The organism is Litorimonas sp., from assembly GCA_029936425.1.
In the GTDB taxonomy this organism is placed as follows: Bacteria; Pseudomonadota; Alphaproteobacteria; order Caulobacterales; family Maricaulaceae; genus Litorimonas.
In genome coordinates this window covers 38,568-51,542 of record JAPYSU010000013.1, presented here as the reverse complement: position 1 = coordinate 51,542, position 12,975 = coordinate 38,568, and the positions used below count along the sequence as shown (strand labels likewise).

Below are 12,975 nucleotides of genomic sequence, written 5' to 3'. Positions count from 1 at the left end.
GGAAAACTATTTTGAGCCGGAGGCATGTGGATAGCTGTCGATATTTACGCTCTTCTAACCTTGGTTGTGGTTTTTTCTTGGCGCGGCTAAGAGAGTCCCATGTCGGAGAAAAACCCCAATATATCGATCTATTTCCATGTTCATCTGGTGTCTGATTCGACAGGCGAGACTTTGGTGGGCCTCATGAAAGCGTCTACGGCCCAGTTTCGAAATGCCACCGCGCTGGAACATATACATGCCTTGGTGCGCAGCGAAGCCCAGATGGAACAGGCGCTAGATTTGATCGGCAGCAAACCGGGGGTGGTTCTTTATACCGTCGTGAATCCGGATCGCCGCAAAAGACTGGAAAGCTTCTGCGCCGAACGCCGTATTCCGGCCATTTCTGTTCTGGATCCCACTTTGGCCATGTTAGGCCGTTATCTCGGCGCGTCTATTATTTCGGAAGTGGGCGCACAGCGTAATCTGGATGCGGAATATTACAACCGGATTGAAGCGCTTGATTACGCCATGGCGCATGATGACGGGCAAAATGTCCAAGGACTGGCAGAGGCTGACATTGTCTTACTGGGCGTCAGCCGGACGTCCAAAACCCCGACATGTATCTACCTCGCCAATCGCGGTTATAAAGCCGGAAATATTCCCTTAGTTCCGGGGGCGCCTTTGCCCATTATTCTGGATCAGTATAAAAACCCGTTCATTGTGGGATTGGTAGCCTCACCGGATCGGATTGTGCAGATAAGGCAACAGCGTTTGATGGGTTTGAAACAAACTCAGCAAACAGACTATATTGATCAGGACCGTGTGCGCGACGAGATGCGTCAGGCCAAACGCATGTTTTTGAAAAAGGGCTATAAGGTGATTGATGTCACCCGAAAATCAATCGAGGAAACGGCCGCTCAAATCATCAATCTTTATAAGGCGCATCATGACTCGCTTTGAAAGCTCACAACGACTCATCCTGGCCAGCGGCTCGGCTATTCGGGCGCAAATCCTTTCCGAAGCTGGCCTAACCTATGAAGTCATAAGTAAACCTGTAGATGAGGCGGCGATAAAGCAGGCCATGCTCGGCGAAGGATCTCGCCTTCGCGATATTGCCGATGCCCTAGCCGAAGCCAAAGCTTTGCGCGTGAGCCGCACGGAGCCGGGCTTCGTTATCGGGGCCGATCAGATCATGGTTATGGACGACACTCTCTTTGACAAACCTCCTACGATAGAGGCGGCGCGGCAGCGATTGAAAGAGATGCGCGGAAAAACCCACAAACTGATGGGCGCGGTTGTGGTTTGCGAGAACGGACAAGTGGTTTGGCGCCACCTCTCTGTGACGAAGCTGACCGTACGTGATTTTAGTGACGCGTTTCTGGATCAATATATCGAGCTGGAGGGCGAATGTCTGACGCGGTCTGTTGGGGCGTATCGTTTTGAGGGACCCGGCGCGCATCTTTTCTCTCAAGTAGAGGGAGACTTCTTTTCCATATTGGGATTGCCGCTCTTGCCCCTGCTGGATTATCTCCGAATGCGCGGAGTTGTTCCGTCATGAGCCGCGCCGAGACGGACGTACCAATCCCGAAACTTGCGGGCGTTTGCGGGTGGCCTATTCATCATTCGCTCTCTCCGGTTTTGCATAATTACTGGCTCAAAGGGGCAGGCATATCCGGGGCCTATATCCCCTTTGCGGTGCGCCCCGATAAGGCGGTGGAGGCATTTCAGTCTTTAAAGCGGACCTCTATTTCGGGCGTAAATGTCACCTTGCCGCTCAAAAGACAGGCCTTTCTGGCGGCGGATGATCATACGCCGGATGCGTTAAAGCTGGGCGTTTCAAACTGCCTCTTTAAACGCGGCGGCAAGCTGATTGGTCACAACACGGATCTGGAAGGATTTGCCACGCCTCTCCTGTCAAAAATTGCGGCGTCCAAGCTATCGCAAAGCTCCGTTCTTTTAATCGGCGCGGGCGGGGCGTCCCGCGCGGTCATTGGGGCATTACTGTCTTTAAATGTCCCGGAAATTAAAATTACCAATAGAACGGACAGTAAAGCAGAAAGCCTTGCGGAGTCCGTGGACTTGCCAAGCCTATATTCAATTCCCTGGGAAAGCCGCAATGCGGCGGTGGCGTCCAGTCAGATTATCATAAATGCGAGTTCGGCCGGTATGAGCGGTTATCCGGATTTGGACCTATCTTTAGAGCGCGTGCAATCTGGTACTTTAGTTTATGATCTTATTTATACGCCGCGCCGAACGGGGCTCTTAAAAGAAGCGGAACGCCAGGGCTGCGAAACGCTGGGCGGTTTGTCCATGCTGATCGAACAGGCCCGGCCCAGCTTTCGCCATTTCTTTGGGGAGGCGCCCCCCAAAAACATGGATCCGACGGAGACGCTTTACGCCGCGCTCAAATCGGGGGTCAGATGATTATTCTGGGCCTGACGGGGTCAATTGGCATGGGCAAGACGACCACGGCGGGCCTTTTTGCTGATGAGGGCTGTCCTGTTTTCGATGCGGATAAAGCCGTTCACCAGCTTTACGCCAAAGGCGGCAAGGCTGTGCCGCTCATAGACGCCGTATTTCCTGACGCAGTAAAAGACGGCGCCGTAGAGCGCAGCGTGCTTGGCGCTCATATGCGGGCTGACCCACTTAATTTGAAAGTTCTTGAAAGCTTTATCCACCCCTGGGTGGAGGATTTGCGGCAGGCATTTTTTACTGCCGCACGGGAAAACAAGGCGGATATTGTCGTATTGGATATCCCTCTGCTTTTTGAAACAGGGGGAGACAGGAAAGTCGATTATACAGTGACGGTCACGGCTCCGGCGGAGGTTCAAAAAGAGCGTGTCATGGCCCGTCCGGGCATGACGGAGGAGCTCTTTGAAATGCTTCTGTCTCGTCAGCTGCCGGACTCAGAGAAACGAAGACGGGCCGATTATGTTCTGTCCACAGGCGTCTCTATTCCCGAAACGCGCAAACAGGTGCAAGAGTTAATGCGTAAGCTAAGGGCAAAAGAGGCTTAAATGAGTTCTGTCAGGGAAATTGTCTTTGATACGGAGACAACTGGTTTTAACGCTCAGGGGGATGACCGTATCACCGAGCTGGGCTGTGTGGAACTTATCGATTGGCTCCCGACCGGAGAGCAATTTCATGCCTATCTGGACCCGCAAAGAGAGGTACCGGACAAAGTCGTCGAGATTACGGGACTGACAACAGAGTTCTTGAGAGGAAAGCCTCTGTTCAAGGACAGGGCTCAGGATTTTCTGGATTTTATCGGCGACTCGACACTGATTGCGCATAATGCCCGATTTGATGAGGGGTTTATTAATGCGGAATTGGTTCGGGCCGGGTTTGACCCTCTGCCCTCGTCCCGGTTCAAAGACACTTTGGCAATGGCCAACGCCAAATTTCCTGGATCGCCCGCTTCGCTAGACGCGCTGTGTAAGCGTTTCGATATCTCTTTATCGTCACGTGATAAACATGGAGCGATTATTGACTCGGAACTTTTGGCGGCTGTATATCTGGAGTTGAAAGGGGGCCGCGCCCGCTCGCTTGGTCTGGATACGAAACCAGCAGAAACGCACGACCCTTACAGGAACGCGCCGACAAAAATGGCGCGCCAGAGACCGCAGCCGCTCAACCATTCTGCGACCAAGGAAGAGTTAGAGGCCCACCGCGCCTTCATCGGAAAAATGGGCGACGAGATGATATGGGCAAAATACTGGGAGAGAGCCGAGGCAGATGCCTAAGGCTTAACTCTCACGAGGCTCTCCAGCCGCCAGACAGCTTTTATAGGTTTCCAGTTTCTCATCTGTCAGCCCGAGAATAGGCGGAAATTCGTCCGGGAAATCTGTGACGAGAAGCTTTCCTTTCCGTAAGGGTCCGGGCCTAGCCGTTTCGCTGGCGCGCCCAATCATTCCAATATGCCCGAGTGTATTTGTTGAATTACTTACGCCGGAAATATCGCGGCCCATCCAGAGCAAGGTGTTTTCAGAGTTCAAACCGCGGCCTTCATCCTGACCCGGTGCGGAGAGTACCATATTAGGGGCCAAGGCTTGCAGCTTAGCGGCCTGTTCCGACGTGTAGGCAATGAGGATGACCTGATCACCCATTTCCTTCTCCTTGATTGCCTGGACAACCTCGGTTTCAGACGCGCTCGATTTGAAATCGATTTCCAGATAGAGCTTGTCTTTGGCGAGGTGCAAAGCATCATCCAGGGTCAAAGGCCGTTCACTCGCCAAAGTGCCTTTTCGTGATTTTAACAGGATTTTATCAAGGTCTGCGGCCATGCTGGCGGCAACCGGCCCCTGCCCTGTGCTGGTATCCTCCCACACGCCGTCATGGAACAGAAAAAGCGTGCCGTCTTTGGTTGAGGCGACATCAACTTCGGCGACGAGGTAGTTTTCATCAATCAGGCGCTGAAGCCCTGAGGCGCTATTTTCCGGCAAGTCCCAATTTTCTGAAACGCCGCGATGCGCGGCAATCAGCGCAGATTCTTCAGGAAGGCAGGCAATAGCTGTTTTTATTGAAGATATTTCGCTGTTCACCGTCATGTCGGCAGCGCTGAAGTCCGGCGCCGGCTGGGTAGCCTTTTGGCTACAGGATGAAAGGGCTAACAGTGTACCGATGGCTAATGAAAAATAAAGGGGATTGGATGTTAGGGGTCTCATAAACGAAGTCCGGTAGGGTTTACGGCTTTGCGCCGGTTCGACTTTGTCTTTATAGGCTCGGTCATGGAGAATCCAGAGACCATAAACGCGACTGGCGAGACGATTTTTTCGCTCAGCTCTGCTTCGGGCCGGGCCGGAGTGGCCGTTTTTCGCCTAAGCGGCCCGGCCTGCGCCGAGAGCGTCACCAAGCTAAGCCGTCGGTCTGTTCCAAAGCCACGCTATGCGGCTTTACGGAAGCTCATGTCGCCGGACGGAGAGCCGATTGATGAGGCTTTAACCTTGTGGTTTCCCCGGCCGGCCAGTTTTACAGGCGAAGACTGCGTGGAATTTCATACTCACGGCAGTCCGGCGGTCATTAATGGACTTAGCGAAGCTTTACTCTCATTAGGGTTGCGGCAGGCAGAGCCCGGAGAGTTTACTCGTCGGGCCGTACAGAACGGCAAGATGGATCTGACCGAGGCCGAAGGCCTGGCGGATCTGATAGACGCGCAAAGCGCGGGGCAGCGGGTTCAGGCTCTGCGGCAGATGGGCGGCGGACTGCGTGATATCTATGAAGGCTGGCGTGAACAGCTCCTGGATGCGTTGGCGCAGATTGAAGGCGAGATCGATTTCCCAGATGAAGGCGATATTCCAGACAGCCTTTCTCATGGGGCGTATGCGCCGCTGGGGGAGCTTGCGTCTGAGATGAAGACAGCTTTGGAGGATATGGGTCGCGGAGCAGCCATTCGGTCTGGATTGGATATTGCTATCATCGGCGCGCCCAATGCGGGCAAATCCACACTGATTAACGCTCTCACCCGGCGGGAGGTCGCGATTACTTCACCAGAAGCAGGAACAACACGTGATGTTGTTGAGGCGCAAATGGTGATTGCCGGCCTTCCGGTGACCCTGTCAGATACAGCCGGCTTGCGAGTTTCTGACAATGCCATAGAGGCAGAGGGCGTCCGTAGGGCTCAAAAACGGGCGGCGGAGGCCGAAATCACGATTTACGTGGTGCGTCCCGGTACAACCGAATTTGATCCGGCTATTGCCCATAGCCTAACAGAAAACGATATAATTTTTATAAATAAAACAATAGGTTATGACGATATTAGCGAAGCCAATTTTTTCGGGGCTTTAAAAGGCAATTTACTGGAACAGGGCGGAGAAACGGCGCTCCATACCCGCCTTGAGGAGATAGTGAGAGAAAACTACTCTGTGGGGCAGGATTCCGGTTTGACCCGCGCGAGACATGGCGATTGTGTCCGGCGCGCGCAGGACGCGATTTTGCGGGCCCAAACACATTTGGGGTTTGCCCCGGAACTTGCGGGGGACGATCTTCGGGTGGCTTTGCGGTCTTTATCGGAGCTGGCTGGGGAAACAGATATCGAAGCCGTGTTTGATCGTATCTTTTCGCGTTTCTGTGTAGGTAAGTAAGCGAGCTGTTACCCTCCTCTCGACAGAGTAGATGGAAAGCCTTATTGGGGCGGGAAATAACTACGGATTTTTTGTTTCACGTGAAACATTGAGTACAACCTTATGACCCAAAAATGGGATGTCATTATTATTGGGGGCGGGCACGCAGGCTGTGAAGCGGCGAGCGCATCGGCGCGGCTGGGTGCAAATACCCTTCTTTTGACACATAAACTCGAAACGATTGGCGAAATGTCTTGTAACCCCGCTATTGGCGGTTTGGGCAAAGGTCACCTGGTTCGAGAAATCGACGCTATGGGCGGTGTGATGGGGGTGGTCGCGGATCAATCCGGCATTCAGTTTCGTTTGCTAAACAGATCAAAGGGCCCTGCTGTGCAAGGACCGCGCACCCAATCCGACCGGTTTTTGTATCGCAACGCCATGCAGGCGGCGATGGCTGAGACCGAAAATCTGACTCTGATGGCGGGCGCAGCGGAGGATCTCATTGTTGAAGATGGGCGCGTTTGCGGCGTTTTACTGGAAGATGGATCGCACTTGGCAACAAGCCGGGTTGTTTTGACAACAGGAACGTTTCTGAAGGGCATGATCCATATTGGTGACACCCGCATCCCGGCGGGCCGCGTCGGCGAAGCTCCAGCTATCGGATTGAGTGAGAGGCTTTATAATCTCGGACTAGATATGGGCCGGCTCAAGACGGGCACGCCGGCGCGCCTTCGGAAAAGCTCCATTGATTGGGAGTCGCTTGAAATGCAGGCGGCTGATGCCGAGCCCATTGCCTTTTCTTTCCTGAACTCCAAAATTTCTGTCCCTCAAATTGAATGCGGGATTACCCACACAAATGCAGAGACACATAAAGTCATTCGGGACAATATTACTTTGTCATCCGTCAATAATGGGTCGATATCCGGCCGGGGGCCTCGATATTGTCCCTCGATCGAAGACAAAGTTGTTCGGTTTGCCGATCGTGACCGTCATCAGGTTTTCCTTGAGCCAGAAGGCCTTCCCGGAAACCCAGATGGAGACGTGGTCTATCCGAACGGAATTTCTTCCTCCCTTCCTGAAGAAGTGCAGGATAAATTCCTGAGAACGATGAGGAGCTTGGAAAATGTTGTCGTGGAGCGCTACGGTTATGCTATCGAATATGATTACGTGGACCCAAGAGAGTTACGCCGAACTCTGGAAGTCAAAAAGCTTGGGGGTCTGTATTTGGCAGGCCAAATTAATGGAACGACCGGATATGAAGAAGCAGGGGCTCAAGGGCTAATTGCCGGATCTAATGCGGCACTGGCGGAGCAAGGGCGAGAGGCGCTTATTCTGGATCGAAGTCAGGCCTATATCGGCGTCATGATTGACGACCTTGTGACGAAGGGCGTTACTGAGCCCTACCGTATGTTCACATCTCGCGCTGAATATAGATTGGCCCTTCGCGCAGATAATGCCGATACACGCCTGACACCTATAGCGATTGATCTTGGTATGGTGACTGAAGCCCGCGAGGAAATGTTTCACGTGAAACACGAGGGTTATGCAAAGGCAAAATCTCTGGCAGAGAGTTTGGAAGAGTCGCCTAACGTCCTCAAAAGCAAAGGTCTGTCAATCAATCAGGATGGCGTCAGCCGAAATGTAATTGATCTGTTATCCTATCCGGATATTGAAATCAGCGACCTGACTCAAATCTGGCCCGAGCTTGGCGATCTCTCAGGAGAACAAAAACAATATTTGAAAACACACGCCACTTATGCCGGATATCTGGAACGGCAGGCGCGGGATATCGAAGCTTTTCGGCGGGATGCAGGTTTGAGAATCCCCGACTCCTTGGACTATTCAAAAATCGGAGGTCTCTCTAACGAAGTGCGCCAGAAGTTGACGGCGCAACGCCCTGAAACTCTTGGGGAAGCGTCTAAAATGGAAGGCGTTACGCCTGGAGCCTTAATGGCCGTATTGGCTTTTATTAAAAAACAAAACCGTGCGGCCTGAGGACAAATTTCTGAGAGAAACCAATGTTTCACGTGAAACATTTGAGAAGTACCAACTTTGGCATAAGCTATTGGTAAAGTGGAATGCCAAGATTAATCTTGTTGCAAAATCGACACTTCCCGAATTTTGGACACGTCATGCGCTAGATAGTTGGCAGATCACCCCTTTTTTGCGAGAAAATGACAAAAACTGCCTGGATTTTGGATCAGGCGGAGGGTTTCCGGGCCTTTCTGTCGCGATTGCGCAATCCCCCATTCCGAAAGCCCGGGTGTTTTTAACGGAGTCTGCAGGTAAAAAAGCGAGTTTCTTGAAGACTGTCAGCCGGGAACTGGATTTGCCAACTGAAATTCACTCGGGCCGGATTGAATCGCTCGATCCTTTCCCGGCAGATGTCATCACCGCGAGGGCGTTTGCCCCGCTTAATCGGCTGTTTTCTTATTCCGAACGATTTATTGCCGACCACACACAGCTCATTTTATTGAAAGGAGCGGCTGTGGACGAAGAGTTGGAAATAGCCCGCACGCAATGGACATTTGAGTGTGAGGCGGTAAAAAGTTTGTCTGATGAAGGCGGCTGCATTTTAAGGATCGAAAATGTATCCCGCCGTTAAGTGACGGAAAAGGTTGATGAAATGCGCGTTATTGCGATTGTGAATCAAAAAGGCGGTGTTGGAAAAACGACAACCTCTATCAACCTTGCGGCGGCTCTGGCGTTGGAAGGCCAGTCTGTTCTCTTGATCGATATCGACCCGCAGGGCAATGCGTCTACCGGGCTGGGGGTCGGGCGTCAAAATCGAGACAAATCAATTTATCACGTGTTGACTGACGGACTTCCCCTTCGCGAATCCATTTCTGAGACCTCCGTTAGCGGCTTATCTATCATCCCCTCTCATATTGATCTGTCCGCTGCCGAAATGGAAATCGGCAATAAAGAAGGCCGGACGGTCCTGTTGCGCGACGCTATTGCCGAAATGGTACGTCAGGGCGGAGAAAAATATGATTACGTGCTCGTGGATTGCCCCCCTTCCCTCAACCTTCTGACGATTAACGCTCTTTGCGCGGCCCGATCCGTTATTGTCCCTCTACAGTGCGAGTTTTTTGCCCTGGAAGGTCTGAGTCAGCTTTTGAAAACCGTTGAAATGGCCAAAGCCAATTTAAACCCAAATCTGGTGATCGATGGCGTGATGCTGACCATGTATGACCAACGAAACCGTCTGTCCTCACAGGTGGCAGACGACGTCAGAAAGCATTTAGGCCGCGCTGTTTTTAAAACGCTGATTCCGCGAAATGTCAGAATTGCCGAGGCGCCGTCTTTTGGACAGCCGGTTCTGACTTATGATCCGACATGCGCAGGGTCAGTCGCCTATCGGCAATTGGCCGCTGAGATATTGTCCCGACATCAGAAAACAAAGTCTTCATGACTGATAATTGTTTTATTTCAAAGGTTTAGACTATGTCCAATTCTTCCAAAGATAAATCCGGGACAGAAAAAAAGAAAACCTCCGCCCGGGGATTGGGGCGGGGTCTTTCTGCCTTGATGAGTGATGTCGGCCCACTTTCTAAAGAGCAAAATGTAACTGAGAGCAAAGCCAAACCGAAAGAGCGGGGCGTAGCTGAAACCCCGGACCTCAATAGCCGCCGCGTGCAGTTTTTATCTATCGACAGATTGGAACGAAACCCGGAGCAGCCAAGAAGGTATTTTGACAAGGAAAAACTCTCCGAGCTGACGGAATCCATCAAAGCCAAAGGCGTTTTGCAGCCGATATTGGTTCGCCCTCTGTCGAATAAAGAAGATACCAGATTTCAGATTGTTGCGGGGGAACGCCGCTGGCAAGCCGCCACAGCCGCGGGCTTAACAGCCATGCCGGTTCTCATTCGGGATTTGAACGATGAGGAAGTCCTGCAAATCGGCGTTATTGAGAATGTTCAGCGCGCAGATCTCAACCCGATCGAAGAGGCCCAAGCCTATGAATCGCTGATAAACGATTTTTACCGCAAACAGGAAGAGGTGGCAGAGGCCGTCGGCAAGTCCCGCTCACATATTGCCAATATGCTCCGCCTTTTGAAACTTCCGAAACTGGCTCAGGAAATGCTGGCGAAAGGCGAAATCTCGGCCGGTCATGCGAGAGCGATTATTTCTGCTCCTGACCCCCTCGCTCTGGCCGGTGAAATCGCAGATAAGAAACTGAGTGTGCGCGAAGCCGAAGATTGGGTGCGCCGCATAAAAAAATCGGATGGAAAAGCGACGAAAGCCAGACACTATAAAGACGCCGATACTCAGGCGCTTGAGCACAAAATGACGGACGCGCTCGGCTTACAGGTCGATCTGAACCATAAAGGCCCAGGCGGCAGCCTGAAAATAACCTATAAAAGCGGCGACCAGCTTGAGGAAATCATCCGAAGGCTGAAAAGCTAAAGACGGCCCGCCGCGTCAAAATAATTATTTAGAAGACTTTTTCGTCGTGGAAGATCGTTTTGGCGGGGTCTTCATATCCACCTTTACCGGCGCTTCGGTCATAGTCAGGACGCGCTGCGGGAATGGAATTTCGATATCCGCTTTATCGAGCGTCTCTTTCATATGAATGCGAAGATCTGATGCGCGTTTGAACCAGTTATCCCCCGGCATCCAGCATCGGAAATTCATATCAATAGCGCTATCTCCAAATCCCATCACATAAGCTTCGGGCGGGGTCGGCTCTTCTGTGACGCCTTCAAAATTGGACATCGCTTCCAGCATCAAATCCCGGCATTTCGCGAGATCCGTATCATAGCCGACGCCGATATCAATAATCGCCTTCCGGTTCTGGTGCCGTCCATAATTAACAAGCTTATCTGTCCAGACCTGCGAATTCGGGACATACATGAAAAGGCCATCAAACGACTTTACGGTCGTGGCAAACAGACCAAGCTCCGTCACCGTTCCGGCGAAACCGTCCGTTTCGACAAAGTCCCCCACGGCAAGAGGGCGGAGAATCAGCATCATGACGCCGGCGGCAATATTGGAGAGCGTGTCTTTCAGCGCGAGACCAATCGCCAGGCCTGCGGCGCCAAATACGGCCAAGAGAGATGCCGGCGGTACGCCCAACTTTATCAGGAAGGCATAAAGCGTCATTGCCATAACAATGTAAAAGACAACGGAAGCTATAACAGGCCGTAATGTCGGGTCTATTTCGTGTTTTCCGAATTTGACCTTATTGACACGCCCCCTAACCCATCTCGCAAAAACCCACCCGATAACCAGTATAGCGAGAGCGGCTGCAACAGTCATAATCCCTGCAATCAGCAGAGGAAACTGTTCCGTTGTTTTGGTCCACATTTGACTAAATTCTTCCATCAATCCTAGATCCTTTTTCCGGCGTAAGAGGACAGGGCCAGTAATAGGCGGCCCATAATCGCCTCGGCGGGGGAGGCTGCGGTTTTAATCTCTCGTTCCGCCTTTTGGCTTTGTATCAGAGCGCGGCGTAACATAGTCAAAGGCCAGATGGAAAGGTGCTGCCTGAATAAATCTTCCTGCATGGCAAAGACGGGCGGGCGAAGCGATCGCAAGGCCTGCCCCATATTTTCACCGCTTTCGAGGGACATGGACGCTTCGATAAGGCGCAAAAGATGGCGCTGCAGTCCAATGAGAACGGAAACCGGATTGACCTTTCCGCTCATGGCCCGGCGATAGCTGGCATCCGCGCTTTCGACATCACCGCTTAGGGTTTGCATAACAATCGAATCTATTGAAGCGCTTTGCCCGCCGGCGGCTACCGCCCGTATGTCCGACATTGTCACAACCGCGCCTGCAGCTTTGCCATAGCCTTTATAAAGCGCCATTTTTTCAATTTCATTCGTGGCGAGGGCGTGATCGCCCTCCAGTAAGGGCAGCCAGTGTTCAAGCGCGTCGGGGTCTATCCCTATGTTCAACTCTGAAAAGGTGGATTTGATTTGCTGGGCCAGATCTTTTGCACTGGCGGCATAACAGCCGATAGAGGCAAAATTCCCAGCGGCTTCGCAGGCCTTACGGATAGCGGAACGCGGGGTCATGTCCCCGGCTTCGATGATAAGTTTGGCTTCCGCTTTTTCAGGCTCCGTATCGAATTGTTTTATGAGCTTGGAAATCACCGCGCCGTTTCGCTCGTGATCGAGGCGCAGCCTGACCAATCGGTCGTCACCAAGTAAAGACAGCGCGCTCATCTCATCGGCGAGGCGGGCCGGATCGCCAGAGAGATCATCTGCCGTCAGAATGGTCGTGCCGAACGCATCCTCATTGGGCATAAACTTTTGCGAAAGCGCCGCACTGCGGGATTTGACCAAGCCCCGATCCGGCCCAAAGAGCAACACGCCGATAATGTCAGAGGGCGGGGAGTCGAGAAATTTTGTCGCGCGCGTGCCGGTCAGTTTCATGTCGGCGGCTTCATTCGGCTTCGGGCGCGTCTTTCGAATCTGAGAAATACCCCGCCAATTTGACAATCAGGCGATCTGCCGCTTCTGCCGCTGTGGTCTGAATGGCGTTGTCATTGGATGCGATAACGCCGTAAGGATCTCTGGAAGCGGCAAAGGTTGACACCGCCGTAACGCGGCCTCTGTCGAGAATATTTCCGGTCTTAGTTTCGGTCAGGACGTAATTAGCCGTCACCGTACCGTCATAGCGAGACGCCACATCATTGGCGGAAATACCCAATCGCCCCCGGCGCCAGGACGGCGTCACGGTTAGCGTGTATTTACCGCTATTCGTTCCGACGCGGTCACGAAGACGTTGGAGGACAAAAAAGCCCGCTTCCTTGTCATTGACGTCTTTGCCGTCTTTCATGTCGACCGTAATCATCTGGAGAGGCTGCGCCCCGTCCAGCGAAAGCGCCTGAGGGGAATGCATCGGCGTAAACCCGCAGGCAGATAATCCCAAAACTCCGAGGCTGAGGCAGGCAGTGGTTAAAACAGCAAATTTACGCATAACGGGC

General features: G+C 52.5%; 14 protein-coding genes. 10 read left to right on the top strand and 4 right to left on the bottom strand.

Going from position 1 to position 12,975, the window contains the following annotated elements; all coding sequences use genetic code 11:
- Positions 1–99 precede the first annotated feature (99 nt).
- From ACN0IC_RS11245 to dnaQ, 5 genes are read left to right on the top strand one after another with little or no spacing between them, the layout of a single operon-like run.
- Positions 100–939, top strand: a complete 840-nt coding sequence (locus tag ACN0IC_RS11245) for a pyruvate, water dikinase regulatory protein (protein WP_416878877.1) — start codon at positions 100–102, stop codon at positions 937–939.
- Positions 926–1,537 (top strand): Maf family protein, encoded by a 612-nt coding sequence (locus tag ACN0IC_RS11240; protein WP_416878876.1) that lies wholly within the window; start codon positions 926–928, stop codon positions 1,535–1,537. The genes ACN0IC_RS11245 and ACN0IC_RS11240 overlap by 14 nt, the downstream gene beginning before the upstream one ends.
- The gene (aroE, locus tag ACN0IC_RS11235) at positions 1,534–2,403 is read left to right on the top strand and encodes a shikimate dehydrogenase (RefSeq protein WP_416878875.1); all 870 of its coding nucleotides are present in this window, start codon (positions 1,534–1,536) and stop codon (positions 2,401–2,403) included. The genes ACN0IC_RS11240 and aroE overlap by 4 nt, the downstream gene beginning before the upstream one ends.
- Entirely contained in the window at positions 2,400–2,996 is a 597-nt protein-coding gene (gene coaE, locus ACN0IC_RS11230) for a dephospho-CoA kinase (protein ID WP_416878874.1), read from the top strand. Before aroE ends, coaE begins: the two co-directional genes overlap by 4 nt.
- Positions 2,997–3,722, top strand: a complete 726-nt coding sequence (dnaQ, locus tag ACN0IC_RS11225; RefSeq protein WP_416878873.1) for a DNA polymerase III subunit epsilon — start codon at positions 2,997–2,999, stop codon at positions 3,720–3,722.
- A gap of 3 nt (positions 3,723–3,725) precedes the next feature.
- Here the strand turns inward: dnaQ and ACN0IC_RS11220 are convergent, their stop codons facing one another.
- A complete protein-coding gene (locus ACN0IC_RS11220; protein ID WP_416878872.1) occupies positions 3,726–4,526 on the bottom strand; it encodes a glycerophosphodiester phosphodiesterase family protein in 801 nt (266 codons plus the stop codon).
- A gap of 180 nt (positions 4,527–4,706) precedes the next feature.
- Between ACN0IC_RS11220 and mnmE the strand changes: the two genes are divergently transcribed.
- The 5 genes from mnmE to ACN0IC_RS11195 all read left to right on the top strand — a co-directional run bounded on the left by mnmE (position 4,707) and on the right by ACN0IC_RS11195 (position 10,448).
- Positions 4,707–6,059: a tRNA uridine-5-carboxymethylaminomethyl(34) synthesis GTPase MnmE gene (gene mnmE / locus ACN0IC_RS11215; protein WP_416878871.1), complete on the top strand. Its 1,353-nt coding sequence runs from the start codon at positions 4,707–4,709 to the stop codon at positions 6,057–6,059.
- A gap of 102 nt (positions 6,060–6,161) precedes the next feature.
- Positions 6,162–8,033, top strand: coding sequence for a tRNA uridine-5-carboxymethylaminomethyl(34) synthesis enzyme MnmG (gene mnmG / locus ACN0IC_RS11210; RefSeq protein ID WP_416878870.1), 1,872 nt, complete (start codon positions 6,162–6,164; stop codon positions 8,031–8,033).
- The gene (gene rsmG / locus ACN0IC_RS11205; RefSeq protein WP_416878869.1) at positions 8,023–8,643 is read left to right on the top strand and encodes a 16S rRNA (guanine(527)-N(7))-methyltransferase RsmG; all 621 of its coding nucleotides are present in this window, start codon (positions 8,023–8,025) and stop codon (positions 8,641–8,643) included. Before mnmG ends, rsmG begins: the two co-directional genes overlap by 11 nt.
- Positions 8,644–9,453, top strand: a complete 810-nt coding sequence (locus tag ACN0IC_RS11200; RefSeq protein WP_416878868.1) for a ParA family protein — start codon at positions 8,644–8,646, stop codon at positions 9,451–9,453.
- Between the two features lie 32 nt (positions 9,454–9,485).
- Positions 9,486–10,448, top strand: a complete 963-nt coding sequence (locus ACN0IC_RS11195; RefSeq protein WP_416878867.1) for a ParB/RepB/Spo0J family partition protein — start codon at positions 9,486–9,488, stop codon at positions 10,446–10,448.
- Between the two features lie 24 nt (positions 10,449–10,472).
- Here the strand turns inward: ACN0IC_RS11195 and ACN0IC_RS11190 are convergent, their stop codons facing one another.
- The 3 genes from ACN0IC_RS11190 to ACN0IC_RS11180 are packed head-to-tail and all read right to left on the bottom strand — an operon-like array spanning position 10,473 to position 12,968.
- A complete protein-coding gene (locus ACN0IC_RS11190; protein ID WP_416878866.1) occupies positions 10,473–11,366 on the bottom strand; it encodes a mechanosensitive ion channel family protein in 894 nt (297 codons plus the stop codon).
- A 5-nt stretch (positions 11,367–11,371) separates the two neighbouring features.
- A complete protein-coding gene (gene holA, locus ACN0IC_RS11185; RefSeq protein ID WP_416878865.1) occupies positions 11,372–12,421 on the bottom strand; it encodes a DNA polymerase III subunit delta in 1,050 nt (349 codons plus the stop codon).
- Between the two features lie 10 nt (positions 12,422–12,431).
- Positions 12,432–12,968, bottom strand: a complete 537-nt coding sequence (locus tag ACN0IC_RS11180; RefSeq protein WP_416878864.1) for a hypothetical protein — start codon at positions 12,966–12,968, stop codon at positions 12,432–12,434.
- Positions 12,969–12,975 lie beyond the last annotated feature (7 nt).

Bases quoted from the DNA above. Each gene is read 5' to 3' on its own strand.
- ACN0IC_RS11245 (WP_416878877.1), top strand. From the start codon at position 100: ATGTCGGAGAAAAACCCCAATATATCGATCTATTTCCATGTTCATCTG.
- ACN0IC_RS11240 (WP_416878876.1), top strand. From the start codon at position 926: ATGACTCGCTTTGAAAGCTCACAACGACTCATCCTGGCCAGCGGCTCG.
- aroE (WP_416878875.1), top strand. From the start codon at position 1,534: ATGAGCCGCGCCGAGACGGACGTACCAATCCCGAAACTTGCGGGCGTT.
- coaE (WP_416878874.1), top strand. From the start codon at position 2,400: ATGATTATTCTGGGCCTGACGGGGTCAATTGGCATGGGCAAGACGACC.
- dnaQ (WP_416878873.1), top strand. From the start codon at position 2,997: ATGAGTTCTGTCAGGGAAATTGTCTTTGATACGGAGACAACTGGTTTT.
- ACN0IC_RS11220 (WP_416878872.1), bottom strand. From the start codon at position 4,526: ATGACGGTGAACAGCGAAATATCTTCAATAAAAACAGCTATTGCCTGC.
- mnmE (WP_416878871.1), top strand. From the start codon at position 4,707: ATGGAGAATCCAGAGACCATAAACGCGACTGGCGAGACGATTTTTTCG.
- mnmG (WP_416878870.1), top strand. From the start codon at position 6,162: ATGACCCAAAAATGGGATGTCATTATTATTGGGGGCGGGCACGCAGGC.
- ACN0IC_RS11195 (WP_416878867.1), top strand. From the start codon at position 9,486: ATGTCCAATTCTTCCAAAGATAAATCCGGGACAGAAAAAAAGAAAACC.
- ACN0IC_RS11190 (WP_416878866.1), bottom strand. From the start codon at position 11,366: ATGGAAGAATTTAGTCAAATGTGGACCAAAACAACGGAACAGTTTCCT.
- holA (WP_416878865.1), bottom strand. From the start codon at position 12,421: ATGAAACTGACCGGCACGCGCGCGACAAAATTTCTCGACTCCCCGCCC.
- ACN0IC_RS11180 (WP_416878864.1), bottom strand. From the start codon at position 12,968: ATGCGTAAATTTGCTGTTTTAACCACTGCCTGCCTCAGCCTCGGAGTT.